Annotated in this window: 10 protein-coding genes; 5 read left to right on the top strand and 5 right to left on the bottom strand. The window is 42.1% G+C overall.

The window, feature by feature from the left end:
* Positions 1–36: 36 nt before the first annotated feature.
* From ACN6KS_RS14705 to ACN6KS_RS14685, 5 genes are all read left to right on the top strand, one after another.
* The gene (locus tag ACN6KS_RS14705; protein ID WP_440962318.1) at positions 37–1,788 is read left to right on the top strand and encodes an ABC transporter substrate-binding protein; all 1,752 of its coding nucleotides are present in this window, start codon (positions 37–39) and stop codon (positions 1,786–1,788) included.
* Positions 1,789–1,910: 122 nt separating this feature from the next.
* Positions 1,911–3,005, top strand: a complete 1,095-nt coding sequence (locus ACN6KS_RS14700) for a GerAB/ArcD/ProY family transporter (protein WP_440962317.1) — start codon at positions 1,911–1,913, stop codon at positions 3,003–3,005.
* Positions 3,002–4,459, top strand: coding sequence for a spore germination protein (locus tag ACN6KS_RS14695; protein WP_440962316.1), 1,458 nt, complete (start codon positions 3,002–3,004; stop codon positions 4,457–4,459). The genes ACN6KS_RS14700 and ACN6KS_RS14695 overlap by 4 nt, the downstream gene beginning before the upstream one ends.
* On the top strand, positions 4,456–5,616 hold the full coding sequence (locus ACN6KS_RS14690; protein WP_440962315.1) for a Ger(x)C family spore germination protein: 1,161 nt from the start codon (positions 4,456–4,458) through the stop codon (positions 5,614–5,616). The genes ACN6KS_RS14695 and ACN6KS_RS14690 overlap by 4 nt, the downstream gene beginning before the upstream one ends.
* Before the next feature lie 151 nt (positions 5,617–5,767).
* Positions 5,768–7,027, top strand: a complete 1,260-nt coding sequence (locus tag ACN6KS_RS14685; RefSeq protein ID WP_440962314.1) for an ATP-binding protein — start codon at positions 5,768–5,770, stop codon at positions 7,025–7,027.
* A gap of 85 nt (positions 7,028–7,112) precedes the next feature.
* Here the strand turns inward: ACN6KS_RS14685 and ACN6KS_RS14680 are convergent, their stop codons facing one another.
* The 5 genes from ACN6KS_RS14680 to ACN6KS_RS14660 form a co-directional block, all read right to left on the bottom strand.
* Complete coding sequence (locus tag ACN6KS_RS14680) at positions 7,113–14,129, bottom strand: discoidin domain-containing protein (protein ID WP_440962313.1); 7,017 nt, start codon at positions 14,127–14,129, stop codon at positions 7,113–7,115.
* Positions 14,130–14,338: 209 nt separating this feature from the next.
* On the bottom strand, positions 14,339–17,407 hold the full coding sequence (locus tag ACN6KS_RS14675) for a glycoside hydrolase family 2 TIM barrel-domain containing protein (protein ID WP_440962312.1): 3,069 nt from the start codon (positions 17,405–17,407) through the stop codon (positions 14,339–14,341).
* Between the two features lie 38 nt (positions 17,408–17,445).
* A complete protein-coding gene (locus tag ACN6KS_RS14670) occupies positions 17,446–18,267 on the bottom strand; it encodes a carbohydrate ABC transporter permease (protein WP_094868759.1) in 822 nt (273 codons plus the stop codon).
* The gene (locus ACN6KS_RS14665) at positions 18,267–19,079 is read right to left on the bottom strand and encodes a carbohydrate ABC transporter permease (protein WP_256989697.1); all 813 of its coding nucleotides are present in this window, start codon (positions 19,077–19,079) and stop codon (positions 18,267–18,269) included. Before ACN6KS_RS14665 ends, ACN6KS_RS14670 begins: the two co-directional genes overlap by 1 nt.
* A gap of 228 nt (positions 19,080–19,307) precedes the next feature.
* The gene (locus tag ACN6KS_RS14660) at positions 19,308–20,618 is read right to left on the bottom strand and encodes an ABC transporter substrate-binding protein (protein ID WP_094868758.1); all 1,311 of its coding nucleotides are present in this window, start codon (positions 20,616–20,618) and stop codon (positions 19,308–19,310) included.
* Positions 20,619–20,712: the final 94 nt, after the last annotated feature.

The following is a 20,712-nucleotide window of genomic DNA, read 5'->3' as shown; positions in this document are numbered from 1 at the left end:
ATAATTTTTTGACCAGAAAAAGGAGGGTTTCTATTCATGACAAGAAAGACAGTAAAATCGCATGTGATATGGATGGTCATGACTTTACTGATCAGTATACTGGCAGGTTGTAGCGGATCAAGCAACAAAACGGCAGATAACAACGTAGATAATAAACCCACAAATGAAGCCGGTGCCACTGCAGAAGCTACCGCGGAAGCAACTGCACAAGCCGAAGATTTAAGCCCGCTGACACTCTCCTTCTTCGCAGAAGATCCAAATCCGAACTGGAACAATATGAAAGACGACATCAGTAAAGTGATTACAGAGAAAACAGGCGTCACACTCGATGCGGAATTTGCGGTAGGTGATCCACAACAAAAAATCGCATTGATCGCTGCTGGTGGTGATTATCCGGATATCATCTCCGCCAAAGCGGATATCGGTAAACTCGTTGACGCTGGAGCAGTCATCGATCTAACCGAATTCATCGACAAGTATGCACCTAATATTAAACGTGTACTCGGCGACAACCTTGCTCGGGCAAAATATACGAATGAAGACCAATCCATTTATGCCATTCCGACCTGGGCGGCAGTTGATGAGAAGAAATTTGTGGCTGGCGGCGGTTTTGAGCTTCAACATCGTGTCTTGAAGGAAGCCGGATACCCTGAAATCAGAACAGTCACCGATTATGAGAATGTAATTAAAGCCTATCTGGAGAAGCATCCAACTGATGAAAACGGCAATAAGAACATTGGAGTCTCCCTGAACGCAGATGATTGGCATATGTATATTTCTGTCACTAACCCTGCTGTTGCTACGACAGGTGGTTCTGATGACGGAGAATATTATGTTGATCAAGAAACCCATGAGGCGATTTACCACTTCCGTCGTCCGGAGGAGAAAGAGTACTTCCGCTGGCTGAATCATATGAATGACATCGGATTGCTCGATAAAGAGAGCTTTGTGCAAAAGTATGACCAATACAAAGCTAAAGTAGCCACTGGACGGGTTCTAGGTTTGATTGACCAGGATTGGGACTATAATGATGCTCAGCAGGCGTTGAAGACGGCAGGCAAGTTCGAACAAACTTACGGTCATTATCCGGTAACTTTAACGAAAGAATACAAGGAAACTAGCTTCTGGCCTACCGGCTTCATGGGTGGCTATGGCATCTCAATCTCCAGCACAAACCCAGACCCGATTCGTACAATTAAGTTCCTTGATTTCCTCGCTTCTGACGAAGGACAAATCTTGAACAATTGGGGAATTGAAGGTAAGCATTATGTGGTGGAGAACGGCAACCGGGTCGTTCCAGCAGATGTACAAGAACGTATCAACAATGACAATACAGCCTTCACTAAGGAAACCGGAATCGGCTTCTACTGGAATATGATGGTTCATTACGGAGACGGCGCTAAGGATGCAAGTGGTAATTATTACACTAAAAACTTCCCCGAACAACTTGTACTTGGGTATAGCGATATCGAGAAAGAAACTTTAGCCGCCTACAAGGCAACAACTTGGAAGGATCTATTTCCGAAAGAAGAAGAATTCATTGAAAAAGCCTATGGTGCAGCATGGAATATCGCGATTCCAGGTGAAGATGAGGTCACCATTCTAGGCAACAAAATGAGAGATATTACATGGAAACGTATTCCGGAAGCCATTCTTGCCAAACCAGCAGATTTCGATAAAATCTGGGATGATTACATGGCAGCTTTAGAGAAAGCCGGCGTAGAAAAAATGGAGAAAGGTTACACCAAATACGTGCAGGATCGTGTTGCCTTATGGAGTAATAAATAAAAACACTCTGAGTCGTGCGGATGTCCGCACGGCTCTTTACGTTTCCCCCTACTCAACTTCCCAGAATAAATCACCTCCAAGAATGGCATTATAAGGTAGACGGTTCCGGTTTATTTAGGAGGATGAGGAAAATCAAAACAAATATTACGTTTATTCAAGCCATTATGATTATTATGCTGAGCACAGGCCTTCTAAATCATGTCATTATCATCCCCATCCTATTGGACGCGGCAAAACGTGACGCATGGATCTCAGTGCTGCTTGCTGGGGCATGTGCGCTAGTTTGGATCTTTATCCTGCACATTAGTACTACCAAAATCAAAAAGCAGCATCTTTTCGCTTGGCTGGCAAAAGCTTACCCTCCTATCGTGAGCCATATTCTTTCGGTATTCGCTTGTGTATATTTGTTTCTCTTATGCATGCTTACAACTAGGGACACTGTCTACTGGGTGCATCTTACCTTTTCTCCAGAGACACCTATACTGGTCCTTACTTTCATATTGCTTTTAATTTCCGTAATAAATGCATATTTAGGTATTCACTCTCTCGCTAACACCGCTGGTATTTTGTTGCCTTTTGTTGTGATATTAGGTTTTTTTATAATGATCTCTAACACAACGCATAAAGATTATTCCTTGTTAAGGCCGATGCTTGAGCACGGTATGCAGCCCGTTTGGAATGGGACAGTGTACGTAGGCGCAGGTTTTGTTGAGGTCATCATGCTTTTCTTTATGCAACACCACATCAAATCACGATTGTCATATCTATCGTTTATGATCATGATCCTGCTTATCTTAGGCCTAACGATGGGACCGATTATTGGTGCAATTGTTGAATTCGGTCCGGATGAGGCTGATAAACTCAGATTTCCCGCGTATGAAGAATGGAGATTACTGACGATTGGACGATATATTGAGCATCTGGACTTTTTTAGCGTTTATCAATGGTTCAGTGGTGCTTTTCTGAGAATTTCCTTAACCATGTTCCTTATTCTCGATATACTCCAAATTCAAAGTAAAAAAGTGAAAATGTTGGTTCTTGGGAGCATTTCTTTAGCTATTGTAGTGTTCACAGCCATACCTTTTAGTGATCAATTTTTTCTGAGCATGTTAGCTCATTATGTACTTCCCTTTTCTTTATGGGGCGTACTCGCTTTTTCTGTAATTATTGCAGGGCTGATTAGCTTGGCTCAACGAAAGGGGAAAGCAACATCATGAAAGAGCCTGAGCAAGAGGAGTTAAATACGTTCGAGAATGTGTTCTCACGAATATTTGGTTCAAGCTCAGACATTAAGAGACTGACTCTCTCATTGTCTGACTCTGACAATGCCGTGCAACTGGTTTATTGCCAGGGGTTGTGCGACGAAATCAAAGTAGAAGAATACATCATACCCGAATTAAAAAAGATTCCGGAATCTATCCTCACATCCCATGAACTCAATCTCATGCAAAAGGTTCCGTTTCACATGACCACCCTTCCATCAAGTGAAAGTGAGATTGAAAATTCATTGGTTGACACTGTGCTAAATGGTGATCTTTTCCTTCTATTTACGCCATCGAATCAAAGTTATGTCGTGAAATTAGCTGATCCTCCTAAACGACAACCTGAGGAACCGAATACGGAAGTGTCCACACGGGGGCCTAAGGATGGCTTTACGGAAGAATCATTTACCAATATTGCCCTTATTCGAAAAAGGCTCAAGACCGAATTATTAGCGGTTGAAGAATTCACGATTGGAACCCAAACCTCGACTGAAGTTCATCTTTTATATCTCAAGGAAACGATTAAACCTCATGTTCTAAATGAGATCAAGTCAAAACTAACTAGCATTCAAATCAACGGATTGGTGAGTAGTACCCAACTTGAAGAAAGTCTGACTAGATTTTCATTCTTTCCATTATTCTCATATACGGGCAGACCTGACTATGCAGCGAATTCAATTCTTCATGGAAAATTTGTGCTGTTAACGAATGGTTCACCTACTGTAATTATTGCGCCAGTGAGCTTTAGCTTCTTATTGAATACTTCGGAAGATGCACATATGGTAAATATCTTTGTTGCTTTCACTAGGTTATTAAGAGTCCTAGGGGTAATGCTTTCCCTGTTTTTACCGGGCTTTTGGATTGCGCTTACTACGTTTCACCAAGATCAAATTCCCTTTACACTGCTTGCAACATTAGTGAATTCGAGACAAGGCGTACCTCTTCCGGCTCCTCTGGAAGCAATTGTGATGCTCATTTTATTTGAGATTTTTCGAGAAGCCGGGATGAGATTACCTACCGCTTATGGCCAGACCTTATCGGTAGTTGGAGGTTTAATTATCGGTCAGGCAGCCATTAGTGCCGGCATTGCAGGCCCAGGTACGATTGTGGTTATAGCCATTTCAGTATTAGCTACCTTTACATTGGTGAACCAGTCATTAGTCAGCGTCGTTAGCTTGCTTCGAATTATTGTACTCTTTATCAGTGGGTTTCTAGGATTGTTTGGTACAATGACATGTCTGCTTGCACTGGTGCTCTTTATGGTCAATTTACGTTCTTTCGGCACCTACTATCTTTCCCCTTTATCCCCGCCTCACTTGAAGGATTTTTATAAAGTTATTTTCAGAATGCCGTGGGGAAAAGGGAAATTTACAGACAATACGGGAACTAAAGGACGAGATCGATCATGAAATTGATCCGATGCATACTTGTTACCGCTCTGCTCTCCACGCTGCTTACAGGTTGTTGGGGATCAAAAGAAATTGAGCATATGATCTATGTGAATACATTAGGAGTCGATTATGTAGATAACAAAGTCGTTGTTTATATCCAAATGGTTAACTTTAGTGGTATTGCGAAGAAAGAGGCGGGTCAGAGCCAGGAACAAAAAACTTTCATCGGAAAAGCCGATGGAGATTCGTTTGATAATGCGATATTCAATTTATATGCTACTAGTCCACAAAGAATTGTCTGGAGCAATGTGAAAACGATCGTATTTAGTGAAGCAGCGCTAAAGAAAACTAGCGTCATCAATCAAGTATTAGATGTATGGGATCGATATTATGAATTTCGTTACACCGTTTGGACTATGGCGACCAGCGAACCCATGGAAAAAGTGCTGAATACCCCTTCGATCGCTGATCTCTCGGTGATTTACTCACAACTTAACAGTCCCATGCGAACCTATGAACAGAGTTCGATTATCGCTCCGCTATATCTGTACAAGTTTATATGGAAATGGAGAGAGAAAGCCGAAACGGTTCTATTGCCTTTTCTTAAAATTGCGCCAGACTGGACCAATAACAATGCGCCTTCTCCCAATATTAGCATGTCAGGGATCTGTTTTCTGCAAAATGAGCAATTCCGTGGATGCTTGAAGTCTAAAGATATTTTAGGAGTTCGATGGCTGGAAAAAAAGACACAAAGAACGCCAGTGGTAATCAAAGATGACAAAAAAGTACTAGCTGTGATCGTCATGAACAAAGTTAAATTCTCTATTCGTCCCAAGATAAAGCATGGCAAACCTGTCTTCGATATTAAAGTGTCTATGCAGGGCACTCTTCCAGAGTTGAACGCAAACCTTAATCGAAATGATCTTGAACTGAAAGCGATAAAAATAATTGATGATCAGATTAGGGAAACTTACTTGAAAGGTTTAGAAATAAATGCCGATGTATATGGACTCTCAGGCATATTCTATCGTAACCTTCCAAAGGAGTGGAACAAACTGAACGATAAGGGAATCTTACCGCTCGATTCAAGCAGCATCGACAAGATTGATATCAGAGTGAATCTGACCAGTGGTGGGATCTCTAAAATTGAAAATGAATATTCTTATAAGTTTTAAGCACTAGAGGCTGACGAACAACTTTTGATTATCAAAGGTTGTTCATCGGCCTCTTTTCTTTCATTAGCTTCCCCCCCTCAGAAGGAGGAAATCATTGTCACAACGAATTAACAATATATCAAATTCTTTTTAAACTGGTGGGAGGGCTAAGATGCTGTATATAAAGGATTTTTTGTTACAATTACTGTTTGCCCTAACCCCCTTTGTCTTTTATACCATCTACTATCGTGACAAAGCCGAAAATTATTCAAGGCAATTCATCACCATAACCTGTATGATTTGTCTTTTTATGTCGATGTCATTTCCATTTACTGTGGAGGATGGAATTATATTCGACATTCGTTACGTGATCATGTTTTTCGGAATGGTGTATGGTGGTATGACTACTGGAGTTTTTCTTCTCGTTGAATTTTTAACCTATCGCCTGCTTATAGGTGGGCAGGGACTATTTTCAGCCATCAGTATTCTTTCCATCACATTTAGCTTATCTGCGCTTTTATCCAACGTATACCGTCGCCGTTCCGAATGCCGAAAACTTATTACATTTGTTGCAGGGTTTAGCTTTTCCGTCATTCCTATAGCTACGTTGTTTGTAACGGAATATCAATATTCGATTCAGCATTTAAAGTTTAACATCCTGGTGATGCCAGTACAAAATTTCCTCGGAATTTGGATATTGATTTCTCTTTTTAATAAAGCAGTTTCTGATAAGGAATTGTATTTGAGGTATCTACAAAGTGAAAAATCTGAAACGATTGCTCATGTAGCCGCTTCACTAGCCCATGAAGTCCGTAATCCACTTACAGCCGTTATGGGTTTCTTGAAATTATTAAAGGACGATTCTATCACCAGAGAAAAGAGTCAGAAATATATTGCTATTTGTCTTGAAGAAATTAAACGGACTGAGGTTATTCTCTCTGAGTATCTTTCGATAGCTAAACCAAATCATGCAGTGGTAGAGAAAATTGAACTTGTGCAGCAGATCAACTCGATTGTAGAGATCATGACACCATACGCCAATATGAATAACGTCTATTTGGAAATGCAACATTTGGAGGATAAACTATATATCTCTGCAAATCCTACTGAAATCAAACAACTGTTCATTAATTTTATTAAAAACGCGATTGAAGCTTGCGCTGTTCTCGCAACAGGTAATGTAAACATTCGTATCGAACGTCAATCCGAATATGCAAAAATAACAATCATTGATGATGGAGTCGGGATGAGCAACGAGCAGATGGAGCGACTTGGAATCATTTATTTTTCAACTAAAAGCAAAGGAACAGGATTAGGACTTACCCTTTCTTATCAATTCATCCGTTCGATGAACGGTGATGTAACTGTACGAAGTAAATCAGGAGAAGGAACTGAATTCATTCTCACATTACCTTTGACTACCTTTGAATAATTGAGATCGGAAAAATGTTCCAATAAAGCAAAAAAAGACGCTCAGCTCAAACTTAGCGTTTGAACCGAGCATCCCGCTGAATCATTTAGTTCATAAACTTCAAGTATTGTAAAACTTGTTTAATCATCACCGCTGCCTCAGCACGTGTTGCTGCATCTTGCGGAGCAAATGTTGTTTCTGTTTTACCTTTGATAATTCCTTTGCTTGCTGCTTCTGTTACTGCTTGGGTAGCGTAACCTGAGATGCTAGCTTGATCGGTAAATGGAGTGCGCAATTGAGCTTCTGCACTATGATCTCCTTGCACAAGCTGAATAGCGTTCATGATCATCACGACCATTTGCTCTCTCGTAATTCGTGAATCCGGACTGAATTTCGCTTCACCAACGCCTTGAACCAAACCTAGTTTTGCTGCTGTGTTCACATCCTGTGCATACCACGCAGTTGTATTAACATCTGCAAACATATTCGTTAGCGACTCTGTCGATAATCCTAGACCTCTTACCAGTAGTGCCGCAAATTGCGCACGTGTAACTTGGCCTGCTGGTGCAAACGTCTGATCTGTCATTCCGTTAATGATCAGTTTGGAAGCTAATGTCTCAACATCCTTTTGCGCCCAATGTCCGATCATATCATTGAATGTCTTCTTGTTCTGAACGATCGCGTATACGCCATTTGCTTGACTGAATATGGAGACTTCAGTCTTACCGTTCTTCACGGTGAACACCGATGGCACGAAGCGCATTTGTCCTGTAATCGGATCAAATATAACAGCGGTCGCAGTCGCTGGATCTTGAATAACGCCATCCATATTTATGACATGTGTCATAAACGGATTTCCAAAGCGTTGAAGCTCTTCTTCTTTATCATTCGATTTTAGAATGACTTTGTACGCGATGATGTCACTTACCCGCTTCAATCCTTGTTCTAATTTGGATTGTTCAAACTTCTGCTCATGCTGTGAAGTCGCATGATCCATTCGAATGATCAAGGTTGCACCAGCCACTTTAGCTGCTTTCTCAAGTTCTTCAAGATTCAGACTGGAAAGCGGAAGTTCATAACTGCCTAAATGGCTACTTAGTGTTATGATTGTGTCCTTATTCGCTTTCATACTGTTGTACAAGACATCCAATGGCAGATTGACTGCATTCCATGAATTCATTCCCGGAATCTCGATGTCAAGATTAGGACTTCCTGTTGCTTGCTTAAGTGCTTCTAACTTCTTCGCTAAAGCTTCCTTATCAATGTTAATGGTCAGGCTCGTTGTTCCGTTCTGTGCAGTTTCATTTTGTAGTTCTTTACCAGTTGGCACATAACGATGTGGATCTTCTTTTGTAGGAGGGGTCGTTGGTGTAGGTGTTGGACTCGTTGATGTCGTTGGTTGACCTGGATTTGTTCCTGGGCTTGGAGTAGGCTCTGGGATGTCATTTTGACCGCTTATCATAATCTCTTTTATTCCGTAAACTGTGGTGTTATCAACGGATGTTGCAACGACTTTCACAACGCCGTTCTTCGCAGCCGTTAACAGCCCATTTGTATTGATGATTGCTTTGTCCGCTACAGTTTTTCCATCTGCTTCATAGACCGCCCACGTAACGGTTTTTTTCGTAGCATTAGCCGGTTGGACTTCCGCTTGTAACTGCAGCGTTCCATTCTTTACTTCAATGGACGACGATGCGCTCGTAATCGAGATGGATTGTACTTTTACATGTTGATTCTTTGATGCCTCGAATATTTGAAGAGCTGAATTTAAATCCAATGTTACTTGTTCTAACTCAGTCTGGGTAGCTGAATCATTGTCAAGCACTTGCTGTGCTTCCATGATCGAATCCAATAATTTCTGTTTCGATCCGATCGGATACTGACCGACGTCCATTCCCTCCACTGCTAGATCATGAATGGCTTGAGCATCTGCGACACGCGCTGCAAGTTGAGCTCTATAAACATCTTCACTTACGATTACATTCGCAACAGCTGGAATCACTGTGCCGTCTACCACTCCACTCACGCTAAAGCTACCCGCTCTGGCATACTGTGAAGGATCAATTACGTCCCATACAACTGATTTATCTTGCGTTGTTCCATCGCTGTATACAGCCGTTACGACTGTTGGCAGCACTGGTGGAGTTCCGGTCAACGTAGCTACATTGACTGGCATGATATTTCTAATCACTGGTGCGGCTACAGGCACCCATTTCGCATAAAGAGTAATATCATTTGTTGGGACCGTATCAATAATGAAATCCCATACTGTACTTAGTGCTTCGTCTTTATACCAATTTACAAACTTAAATCCTTCCCGAGTCGGTTCTGCAGGTGCAGTAATTTTCGTTCCGACTTCAGCCCCATACAAGGAAGAAATCGAACTTCCTCCATTACTGTTGAAGTTAATAGTCGTACCGGTATTGAGTTGGGAGATTTTCCACTCATCATGCCAACTTATCGCAACTCTGCGATTCTCATTATCGAGTTCAAGCGGAAGCCAAACGTATCTGGAATCACTCAAATTATTCGGGTACCAGCGATCGGCCATAAAGATAAATTTATTCGGAACGAGAGCGCCATTACCATCCCGATAAGGCAGTACAAATGTGCTTTGACTTCTGAAGGTAGTACCATCATAGTCATTAACCATAGGATCACCTTTATCTTCCCACGGTCCAAGCATTCCCTTAGTGGAGACGTGGTATTTGGCACGGTTAGGATTCCAACCAGTCAGCCAGGAAGTAATCATATAATAGGCTCCGTCTTGCTTAAAGATCGTTGGCGCTTCTCTCTGGTCGCTATGTGCTCTCACATAGTGAGTTCCTTCTAAGGTTTCACCCTTCTCATTCTGTGCTGGACCTGTGTAATCATCATTCAACATCATGATCACGGTCGTATTGTTTTCTTCAGAAGAATAAACCAAGTAAGCTTTGTCATGCGTCGCATCATTACCATCATCATCGACATATAAAGTCATATCACGAAGCATTCCTTCATTGCCGTTACTCGAGCCTATATTTGGCAATCTGGATGTGCCGAGATATTTGAATGGTCCAGTTGGCGAATCGCTGACGGCAACACCACCTTCTGCTGTCCAATATTCGCCAGCAATCGGCCCGTCTTGATGCCACCACATCACATAAGTGTCGTTCTTCTTGTTATAGACGACTTTAGGACGCTCGACAACTTTATCCCAGTTGAAATCTTTATACATCTTTTGCTTCTCTTCATTCGAGTAATTCGCATACAGCGCATTCAACTCAGCGATTCGAGCTGGTGAATTGTGTTTACTGAGCGTATTGTTTGGCGCTTTCATGTTACCTGTGTAGTCTTCATCTTTACTTTTAATTTCTACTTTCCTATCCGGATCATAAGGTACCCCGCTATTCTTGTACGTTTCAGAATTTTCATCCAGATATAATGGCAGGTCATTTCCAGCCGGCACTACCTCTTCGCCAAGTTGAGGGTTATTGAAGACAGGCAATACGATGCCTTCATTTTGCCATTTGTACAAATCTTTGGACGAATATGCGTGAACTCCAGTAGGAAGATAACCTTCCGTCTTGTCTTCACCGTACCAGTAATATGTCTTATTCTTCTCGTTGTACAGAATGCCTCCGCCATGTGCTTGAATCGGCACGCCTTCCGTATCTAACCATACTTCACCACTCTTAATGGAGCTTCTGTTATTTACAGTCAAATAGAGATTGTATAAGTCTTTTATCTGTCTGGTGTATTGCGAAATGCTTTCTTCGGTTAAATCACTAAGATCACCGATCGTTGTAATTTGCTTTTCTATCGCAGCTTTCACTTTTAGACTAATGTCTGACAACGTACGCAATTGATTGATTGCTGCTTGTAGTTTACCAGTATCAAAAGTCGCTGTTTGTTTCTGACTAACTGCAATTTCTGCAGCGCTGAGTGTGTTACCGTCACCGCCAGTAGTTATAGCCTGAATGGCAATATATCGAGCTTCAACTGATTTGAACGTTGCGGATTGAACACTCGTGCTATAGTCATCAAAAGAGCCATTTGCTGCAAATTTAAAATTTTCGTCCAAATAAGCTTGCGTACCGACAGCGTCAGCAGGTAAATTCTTAAGGTTCGCATTGCTGTAATAGATTTTGAACTGTTTGATGCGGCCATTCGCCTTGTCTAGTCTTGGTGTAACAAGCACCTTCCCAACGTCAGGAACGCTATCTCCCAGATCTATAAGGATATAATCGCCTGATTTGTATTTCCGTCCATTCTTATCCCAGTTAGATTCGTAGAAGGTAGAAATATCGTTATCCACCATTAGACTAGCTGGATTCGCGTGATAGGCTTCTGGTGTATAGAAAAGGCTCATTCCCTTAATATTTGGATTACTGTTTTGAATATTGGATATTTCAGTTAAGATAAGACTGGCAAATTTCACGATCTCTTCTTGAATCGCTGATGCGCTCTTCAGCAAAGTTTCAGCTTGAATAAGAATCGCGTCCAGATTCTTGAAGTAAGACTCATCTTTCTCAGAATCTGATTTGAACTTCTCTGCAGCTTGAATTGCGCTGTCTAAGCTGGAGAAATCCACTTTATATCCCTGCTTGTTAAAAATATTGATCTCTGCAGCAGATGCATATTGCTTACCTGCATCGCTTCTCGATTCAAGTGCAGTAAATCTAACATATTTAGCACCCTGTGCATTAAAGGTTGCTGTTTTCTCTGTCTTATCGGCATTCCAAGTTCCTTTTGCAACTACTTTGGTGAATTTATCACCATCGTCACTTACAGAAACTTCGAACTTAGTGACTACACCATTCCAGTCCGTATCCTGTCGTGGCAAATATTGAAGTTTATAGATACCGTTATATGCTTTACCGAGATTATAAGTAATAGAATGTGGGAGTGTTAAATATTCGTTGTTATATGCAGTATGCCATTTAGTCCAAATATCGCCATCAATAGTTTTCTCCGGTCCATCCTCAGATGCGGAATTGTCAGACGTTGCCGACATCTGGCTTTGTGGGATAAGTCCTTGGCCTAAAACGCTATATTCTACGTTCAGTTTGTACACGATTTGCGTGATTTCTTCCTGTGTTGCTAGAGTTTTCTTTTGAACAACTTTGGCTTCATCCACTAAATCTTGCAATTCCGATACATTTCCATTTGCATTATTAGCTGAGATATAGTCTTCTGCTCTAGAAATTGCATTAGCGAGTAAAGTCGTATCCACTGTGAAATTGGACTTTCTCATAATATTTATCTCTGCAGCCGATGCGTACTGTGCTCCAGACCCATTACTTTCATCTACCTTTAACCTTACAAACTTCGCTTTTCGTGAAGAAAACGTTGCAGTTTTTTCAGATTTATCGTTCTTCCAGGTTCCTATCGCAACCGGTGTGAAGTTATCGCCATCCGAACTAACTTCGATGGTAAACTTCGTTACGATACCGTTCTCATCTTTATCTTGCCGAGGCAAATAGCTCAGTTTGTTGATATCATCATATTGCGCTCCAAGATCATAAGTAATCGAATGCGGCCCCATATCATAAGGTTCCCATGACGTGTGCCAATTCGTCCAATGATTCCCATCCAGCGTTCTTTCAGCTTCTTCACCAGACTGAGCACTACTTGCGGTTACCGTCATATCGCTCTGAGGAATAAGTAAGTTGCTTGTAAAGGAAGCTCCATCAATTACGAAAGTTGTAATAGATTTCGCGCCAACCTTCGCTTGCAGCATTTTATCCAAAACAGGAATTTTGCCCTTTTGTACGACATTCTCAGTCGCGGAAGAAACATAAGGCGTTGCATCCCCAGTGACCGTATCGAACTGTGACAAATCTAAAGAAATATTTTGACTGGTTACGTTTGGATTTCTATATACAATATGAATTTTTTTAGTATTAGGATCATAAGCGGCCAACGTGTTATCGTCGGTATCCTCTATGAAGCGTGCACCCTGCGGAATAAATTTGCTAAATTGCTGCATGGCATAATACTTCTTCGTATACCACCATTCTTGCGTGTCGAAATTCGCGTGAAGAAGACCCCAGTTCATGTTCTCCTTATCCTTCTGCATGTTCTTCTCGCTTTCAAACGCTTGCCAAGTAATCCAAGCCTTAGGCTCTAACCAAGTAATGTCTGTCATAATTCTTTCTGCCAATGCTAGTGCCGGCTCAAAATCATCGTGATCGTGCGCGATTCCAGAAGGACCTAAGTCCACTTCAGACATCCATAACGTCTTGCCTGCTTCTTTGGCGGCATCTCTAATCTCGGCTCGCTTTGACCCACCGTAGGAGTGGGTATTCATTTTACCAATATTACTTTTTGTTGTTTCATCATATGAATTCCAGTTACTAACAAAGGTATCCAGAATGGATTCATCCATGGCAGCAATTTGTACCGATTGTAGATTAGCTGCATCCAATTTAGCGCGTGTCGCATTAATGATCTTCATTTGGGAAGCAATATCCCAATGGGAACCCTCTTGTCCTCCTCCAAATCCCCAGTAATTCGTACTTGGTTCATTCACTGGTGAAAGATAATTGAAATTGATGTTCCATTCATCTTTAAAATGCTTAACCACTTCTGTCAAATAGTTAGCAAAATTTTCGTACTCATCCGATTTCAAATTATCTTTCGACGACTCCCAATGACCAGTCGTACTTCCACTGACCGTCATATAATACGGCGCAGAATTTGAGAACGCTTCCATAATGTTGGCACCTCGTTCTTTAGCCGCCTGCAGCCACCAACGCTGATTAGCATCTTGCGCCCAATCAAATACTCCAGGTGATGGCGAGAATCCGGGTACTTCCCCTCCTTGGCGCATCGTATTGTAAGCAGGATTCTCTCCGCCGCCTATATTATATCTGGCAATATTAAAATTCAATCCGTCTGGAGAATATAGTGCATCAGCCATTGCATTTTTGACTTTATCATTCCAACCACCAGTGATATTACCGAACCAGGCAAGTGAGGTTCCCCATCCCTCCCAAGATTGCTGCATATGGTTTGGATCTAATTTAATCGTAGTATTCGCTGCATCTACCTTCTGACCTGTTAAACCCATAAACATAGGTACAACCAAAGAAATAGAAAGAAAAGAAATAAATAACCTTCGTTTAACTGTAGTAATCATCCAGATTACCCCCTTCTCATAAAAATAATGATAGAAACCACTTCTTTACTATCTTCCGATCAGCATTGCAAACTATTTTTAGATTACAAACACCTCCTCCATAAAATGTAAACGATTACAAAAATGTATAAATCAACTATTCAATCTTTCAAAAATAGGATTTGGTTGCCCCAACCTTATCCATTGAGGCAACTGCTATCCGTCTCTAATTATGCTCTGCGAATTGTAAATTCAAAATTCAAATCTATTGATGGATCAATTAAATATTCATCAAGAACTGGTGCTCCCCAGCTGTCATCACCGCCAACGCCCATTTGACGACCGGCAATCGTAACAACGGTATGATGAATGTTCGGCAGCTCATATTGATGCGTCGCATTCTCCAGCTCCATTGCCGAATATGGCGATATGTTGGCTTCAACAGGGTCTGAGACTGGTGAGGATATTATAATCCCCTGACCAAGATCGTTGGTTATAGATACTTCGCGCACACCTGTACGGTTGCCCGATTCCTGCGGTACCAAATAGGACGATACATTGTCCACCGCATGATTCTTAAAGCGACACAATCTAGCGCCAAACGAACGGTCAATATAATTTTCTTCTGGCCCATTCGCATACCAATTCAGCTGGTAATAATCCGCTGGCACCTTGAAGGTTAAAGCGAAGAGGGGAAACTTCGGTAAACCCGGCTCTCCATGGTAGCTTGATTTTACCTTTATGCTCCCATCGGAGCACACTGTGTAAGTTACACTTACTCGTACTCCCTCTGATACACTCAGTTTATACACGTAAGTCATAGTCGCACAGTCTTCTTCTTCCATAAGCTCGAAGCTTAAGGTTCTTCGACTCAAGCTTGCAGCATACCAAGTGGAAGAGTCGAAATGCATTCCCGCCCCCTTGTCGTTGTCTGTCATCGCTCTCCAGAAGAGCGGTGCCGGCGGCGAAGAGATCATTTCCCGTCCAGAATATTTTACGGATATAAGTGTACCAGCCTGCTTAGAGAACATTACGGAGAAGTCACGACCGTGAACGCCAATATTTACATCCCCTTCAACTACGCGAAAATCATTCACATTAGCGCTTACCTTAGGCTGTGTTGTAACCTCATCTTCTGACTTGTTCTCCACTTGAAAAACATGCTGTCCAAAAGCGATTTCATAACCAGCGTTCGCCCATAATGAATCTTCCTTGAGCACGAGAGAAACATCTAAACTATACTCACCAGACTGATTAGTCTCTGGTAAATCAAGTTCTACATAACTTTCTTCTCCGGGTTTCACCTGGACGTATACAATACCATGATGGAATTCCCTGCCCTCATAATTCAGACAATAGTTCAATTTATACGCATCCAAGTTAACAAATAAATTCTCATTTCTGATGGTAACGCCGTGGCAATCCGGGGACAGTTTGACGTTCTGATACAGAAATTTCACTTCTTGCATTTTCGGAGACCATCTCCGATCCGCATACACAATTCCGTTTCCGGAGAAGTTATAATCGGTTGAGCGGTCATCAAAGTCTCCACCATAAGCCATGTAGGGCTTGCCATATCGATCATTTTTTACAATAACCTGATCCATGAAGTCCCAGATAAATCCACCCTGGTACATTGGATACTTCTGCTCTAGCTCTGTGTATTTATGCAATCCTCCGACAGAATTACCCATCGCATGCATGTACTCACAGCTAATATATGGCTTTAATGGATTATCTTTTAAATACATTTCAATATCTGCTGCTTTCGCATACATCCTGCTTTCCATATCACTCGCATCATCATAATCCCGGTTATGGAACACCCCTTCGTAATGAACCAACCGCGTAGTGTCCTTCTCTCGAAAATAATTCGCTACATTCCGGATGACTTCTCCGGCAAAAGACTCGTTGCCACAGGACCAAATCAGAATCGATGGATGGTTCTTATCTCTCTCCACCATGGAAATCGCACGATCCATTACGATATCCTGCCATTCAGGCTTACTGCCCGGTATGTTCCAAGACGGTTCTACAATGCCCATTTTTTGCCATGATCCATGCGACTCTAAATTCATCTCGTCAATAACATACACACCGTATTCATCACACAGTTCGTACCAGAGTGTTTCATTTGGATAGTGCGACGTCCGTACAGCGTTGATATTCGCCTGTTTCAAAGTCTTTATATCCCATAACATATCTTCTTTCGTAATGCTGCGACCGAAACGGGAATTAAACTCGTGCCGGTTGACACCTTTGAATACAATACGTTTACCATTTAGATGCATAATCTTATCTATCATCTCGAATTTTCGAAAACCAACCTTTTGCGGCACGACTTCTACAAGATCCCCAGATAAGTTGAAGACAGATACGTAAAGGGTATACAAATGGGGATCTTCTGCACTCCACAGATGAACCTTTGATGCTTCAAGCATCAGCGAAACACTATCACCTGAAACACCTGTCTCACCACGAACTACAAGATTTCCTGCTTTATCCTTAAGCTCTAAAAGAACTTTCGAAGCTGGCCCACCCATCATCTGCAAATCAGCTATCAGCGTTCCCTGCTCAAAATTCTCATCCAGATCAGTTTGAACGTGGAGATCCCGCACATGAACATTCGGCACAGTGTATAGATACACGTCACGAAAAATTCCGGAAAAGCGCCAGAAATCCTGATCCTCCAACCAACTTCCGGTACTGCGCTGATACACCTCAACCGCAAGCTTATTCTCACCTGCCGTCAAGTACGGTGTCAGATCAAATTCACTAGGCGTAAAGCTATCCTCGCTATAGCCAATAAATTCCCCATTTAGCCAGATATAAAAAGCAGATTCAACTCCCTGAAAAGAGATATACACTGGACGTTGCTCCCAGCCCGCAGGCACTTCAAAATATTTCACATAGCTGCCTACTGGATTGTGATCTTCGGATATCATCGGAGGTCTAAGATGCTCATGACCATCCCATGGATACATCGTATTCACGTACTGAGGCTGCCCAAAGCCCTGAAGCTGGATATGCCCAGGAACCTCAATATCATCCCATCCTCTACAGGACACGTTCTCCTTATAAAAATGCGCCTGTCGTTCCATAGCATTGTGAGCATAGCTAAATTTCCAGCTTCCGTTCAGGCTATAGCGCCAATGCATTTCTCCGAGTCCTTCAGCTTCAAGTTCCGTCTCGTAATACCGATGATCGGAGTGCGCGTGTGTTCTGCCTACTGCATAAATGGAAGGGTCTGACAACCATTCCAGACTTGGAGCGACGCCCCGTTCAACCTGCTGCTTCATCTAAATTTTCCTCCTTCTGCTGTAAAATGATCGCTAACTTATTTAACTGAACCCGTCATTCCAGCCACAAATTGTTTTTGCATCATGAAGAATACAAGTGCAGTCGGCAGCGTCGTAATGACAATCGCGGACATAATTAGACCATAGTCAGGCGCATAACCCGATCCAAGATTTGAGATTAAGAGTGGCACGGTCATATTTTCTTGCGATTGCAATACGATCAGCGGCCACAGATAATTGTTCCAGCTGTTTAAGAATGTGATAATCGCAGCGGCAGCGTAAGTTGATTTCATCGTCGGCATATAAATGCGGAAGAATAAACCGAATTCAGATAAGCCATCGATGCGACCGGCCTCCATCATTTCCTTAGGAAACATTTTTGTGTTTTGACGGAAAAAGAAAATTAGGAATGCTGTTGTAAATGTTGGCAGAATAACTGCTGCTGCTGTATCAATGCCAAGAAATGGGACAACGCTTGATACTTTGGCGAACATTTGAAATAGAGGTACCATGATCGCCGCAAATGGAATCATCATTGAAGCTAGCAAAATATTAAATACGATGTCTTTACTCCGGCTGCGGTACATTTCAAAACCATATCCAGCCGCCGATGCAACCAGCAATGAAAGCACAGTAGTCACCACTGAGATTTTTGCGGAGTTCCAAAGGGCTTGCCACATATCCACGGAATTGAACAGATTGTCAATATTTTTAAAGAGATGCGCACCTGGCAGTAATGTCCCTTTAGTTACATCAACCGACTGATTCGTGGCACTAATAACCATCCAGATAAATGGAAAGATAGAGATCAGCGCAGCGATGATTAGAAATAGGTAAGTAAACATGCGTTTAGTTTTCATTATCTCTTGTCTCCTCCTACTTTGTTCTGAATTAGCGTCAGAATGAGTACCATTACAACAATCGAGTAGGAGACGGTTGCAGCGTATCCAAAGTCAGGGGTGTATTCAAAAGAAAGGTTATAAATATATTGGGAAATCGACATGGTTGCATTGCCGGGTCCACCTTTCGTGATGTTAACCACCTCATCAAACAACTGAAGGGTTCCAATGGTCGATGTTATCGTCGTAAACAAAATGATCGGCTTCAATAGAGGAATTGTAATTTTGAAAAACTGAGTAAATGCACTGGCGCCATCAATGTGAGCTGCTTCATAAATAGATTTGTCTACATTTTGCAGGGATGATAAATAGAAAATCATATTATAGCCAGTAAAGCGCCAAGTGATGGCAATGATGATCGTAACTTTGGCCCAGAAGGGGTCTGTAATCCATTGAATCGGTTCGCTGATTAGATGTAAACTCACTAGAGACTTATTGATGATTCCTTCGGCTCCAAACATGTACTTGAAAACAACGGAATACGCTACAAGCGAGGTTACCGTCGGCAGAAATATGGCCGTTCTGAAAAATCCCTTGAATTTCAGTCTTTCATCATTTAGCAGGACGGCGATGAAGAGCGCCAATATCAGCATCACTGGGACCTGAATAATCAAGTAAATAAATGTGTTTTTGACTGCTGTAAGAAACGTGGTATCGCTAAACAGTCGAATATAATTATCAAACCCGGTAAAATGAAGATTGCTACCTCTACCCGTCTTAAAAGATAGAATTAAAGCTTGGATCATTGGATAAAAATAGAAAATACTGATCATAATGACCGGCACAAGGACGAATAACCAGCCAGTCAGATGGATCTGCCGTGACCCTTTTGAACGCTTATGTTTTTGCGGGCTTAACCCTGTCTTTATAGTTTCCACTCCACTCCGCACCCTTCTGTCTTATATATTAGAGATGAAAGCCCCTGCTACCTATCCTTCTGTAGAAATCCAATTTACAGGAGAAGAAGGAGCAAGGGCATCGGTTGTACAGCCTAAGTGCGATTATCGAATTTGAGTGTCCGCTTGCTTCTGCGCATCTTTCAGAACAGTATCTACATCTTTGCCACCTAGATAAGATTGTACTGCTACAACCATAATGTCCTCGATGGCGTAAGTGTTCATGCCATAGTTGACGTTAGGAATTTGCTCGGTCCATGCTGCAAAGTCTGATACGACCTTTTGGCCTTTGAAAAATTCATCCGCAGCTGAGTATGCTTCGCCGCTCGCCGCAGCTTTCAAGGTGCCGATAACACCTACTTTAGTATTTAACGTCTGATACAGCTCAGCATCAGAGGCAAAAGTCTTAGATAGGAACTCTGCTGCTGCTTCTTTGCCATCTACATTCATGACGTACCAGGAACTGCCTCCAAGGTTGGATGCGTGGACAGAGCCTTCAGTTGCACCTAACTTAGGCAGTGGAGCTACTGCCCATTTACCAGATTGGGAAGCTTCTGCTTTAATCGAAGGTGTAATCCAGTTACCTGTAGGTACACTAGCCACTTCCCCGCCATTGAATGCGCCTACAAACTGGCTCCAGTCTGAAATCACTTTTACAATACCGGAATCCATCATTTCTTTGTATATTACCAGTGCCTCTTTCAAAGCAGGGTTGCCTTCTATGGTCGGTGTCTGACCATCATCTCCGGTATACCATGCGCCCGTCGATTGAATCATCACTCGAATAAGTCCAAGATCGTTTGGATCAAGTGTTAGCATGCTTTTGCCGGTTTTCTCTTTTACAGCTTTACCGATCTCGATATATTGCTTCCAGTCGATATCCTGTAATGCATCCAGGCTGTAGCCTGCTTGCTCGAGATAATCTGTCCGTATATACATACCAGTTACGCCGGAGTCAAACGGAACACCGTATTGTTTGCCTTCTACACTGGTAGGGCCAATCTTATAATCCGCAAAGTCAGCTGCCTTTACAACATCCGTCAATTCATAAAAAGAATCCGGATACGCTTGTAAGAAGCTCTGAGCACGATAATCTTCGATCAATACAATGTTAGGCAAACCCTTTGTGGAACCAGAGTTTAATCCTGTATTCAGCTTTTGAACGATATCAGCTTGCGCGTTCTCAACAACGTTAACCGTTACGTCCGGATTAACTTTTGCATAAGCATCTTTGGCAACATTCATAGCAGCAATGTTAAACGCCGGGTCCCAAGCCCAAACTGTAATCTCTTTTGGCTTGCTGCTACCTTCGGCTCCGGAGTTACCAGAGTTGCTCGTTTCATTTTTTGTTCCACCTGTGGAACATGCCGACAGTAGAACCACACTAGCCAGCATTACGGATAATAATTTCTTCACTACGTAAACCCCCTTATAATCTGTAAAATAATAAAGATGGAAGCGTTTTCCTGAGTACGCTTCCATCTTATCATCTTGTATCCGTTTTCTTTGG

It is taken from the genome of Paenibacillus nitricinens (assembly GCF_052056485.1).
Classification (GTDB): Bacteria; Bacillota; Bacilli; order Paenibacillales; family Paenibacillaceae; genus Paenibacillus_AQ; species Paenibacillus_AQ nitricinens.
Note: the sequence above shows the minus strand (reverse complement) of the source record. Positions and strands in the feature narration are given on the sequence as shown.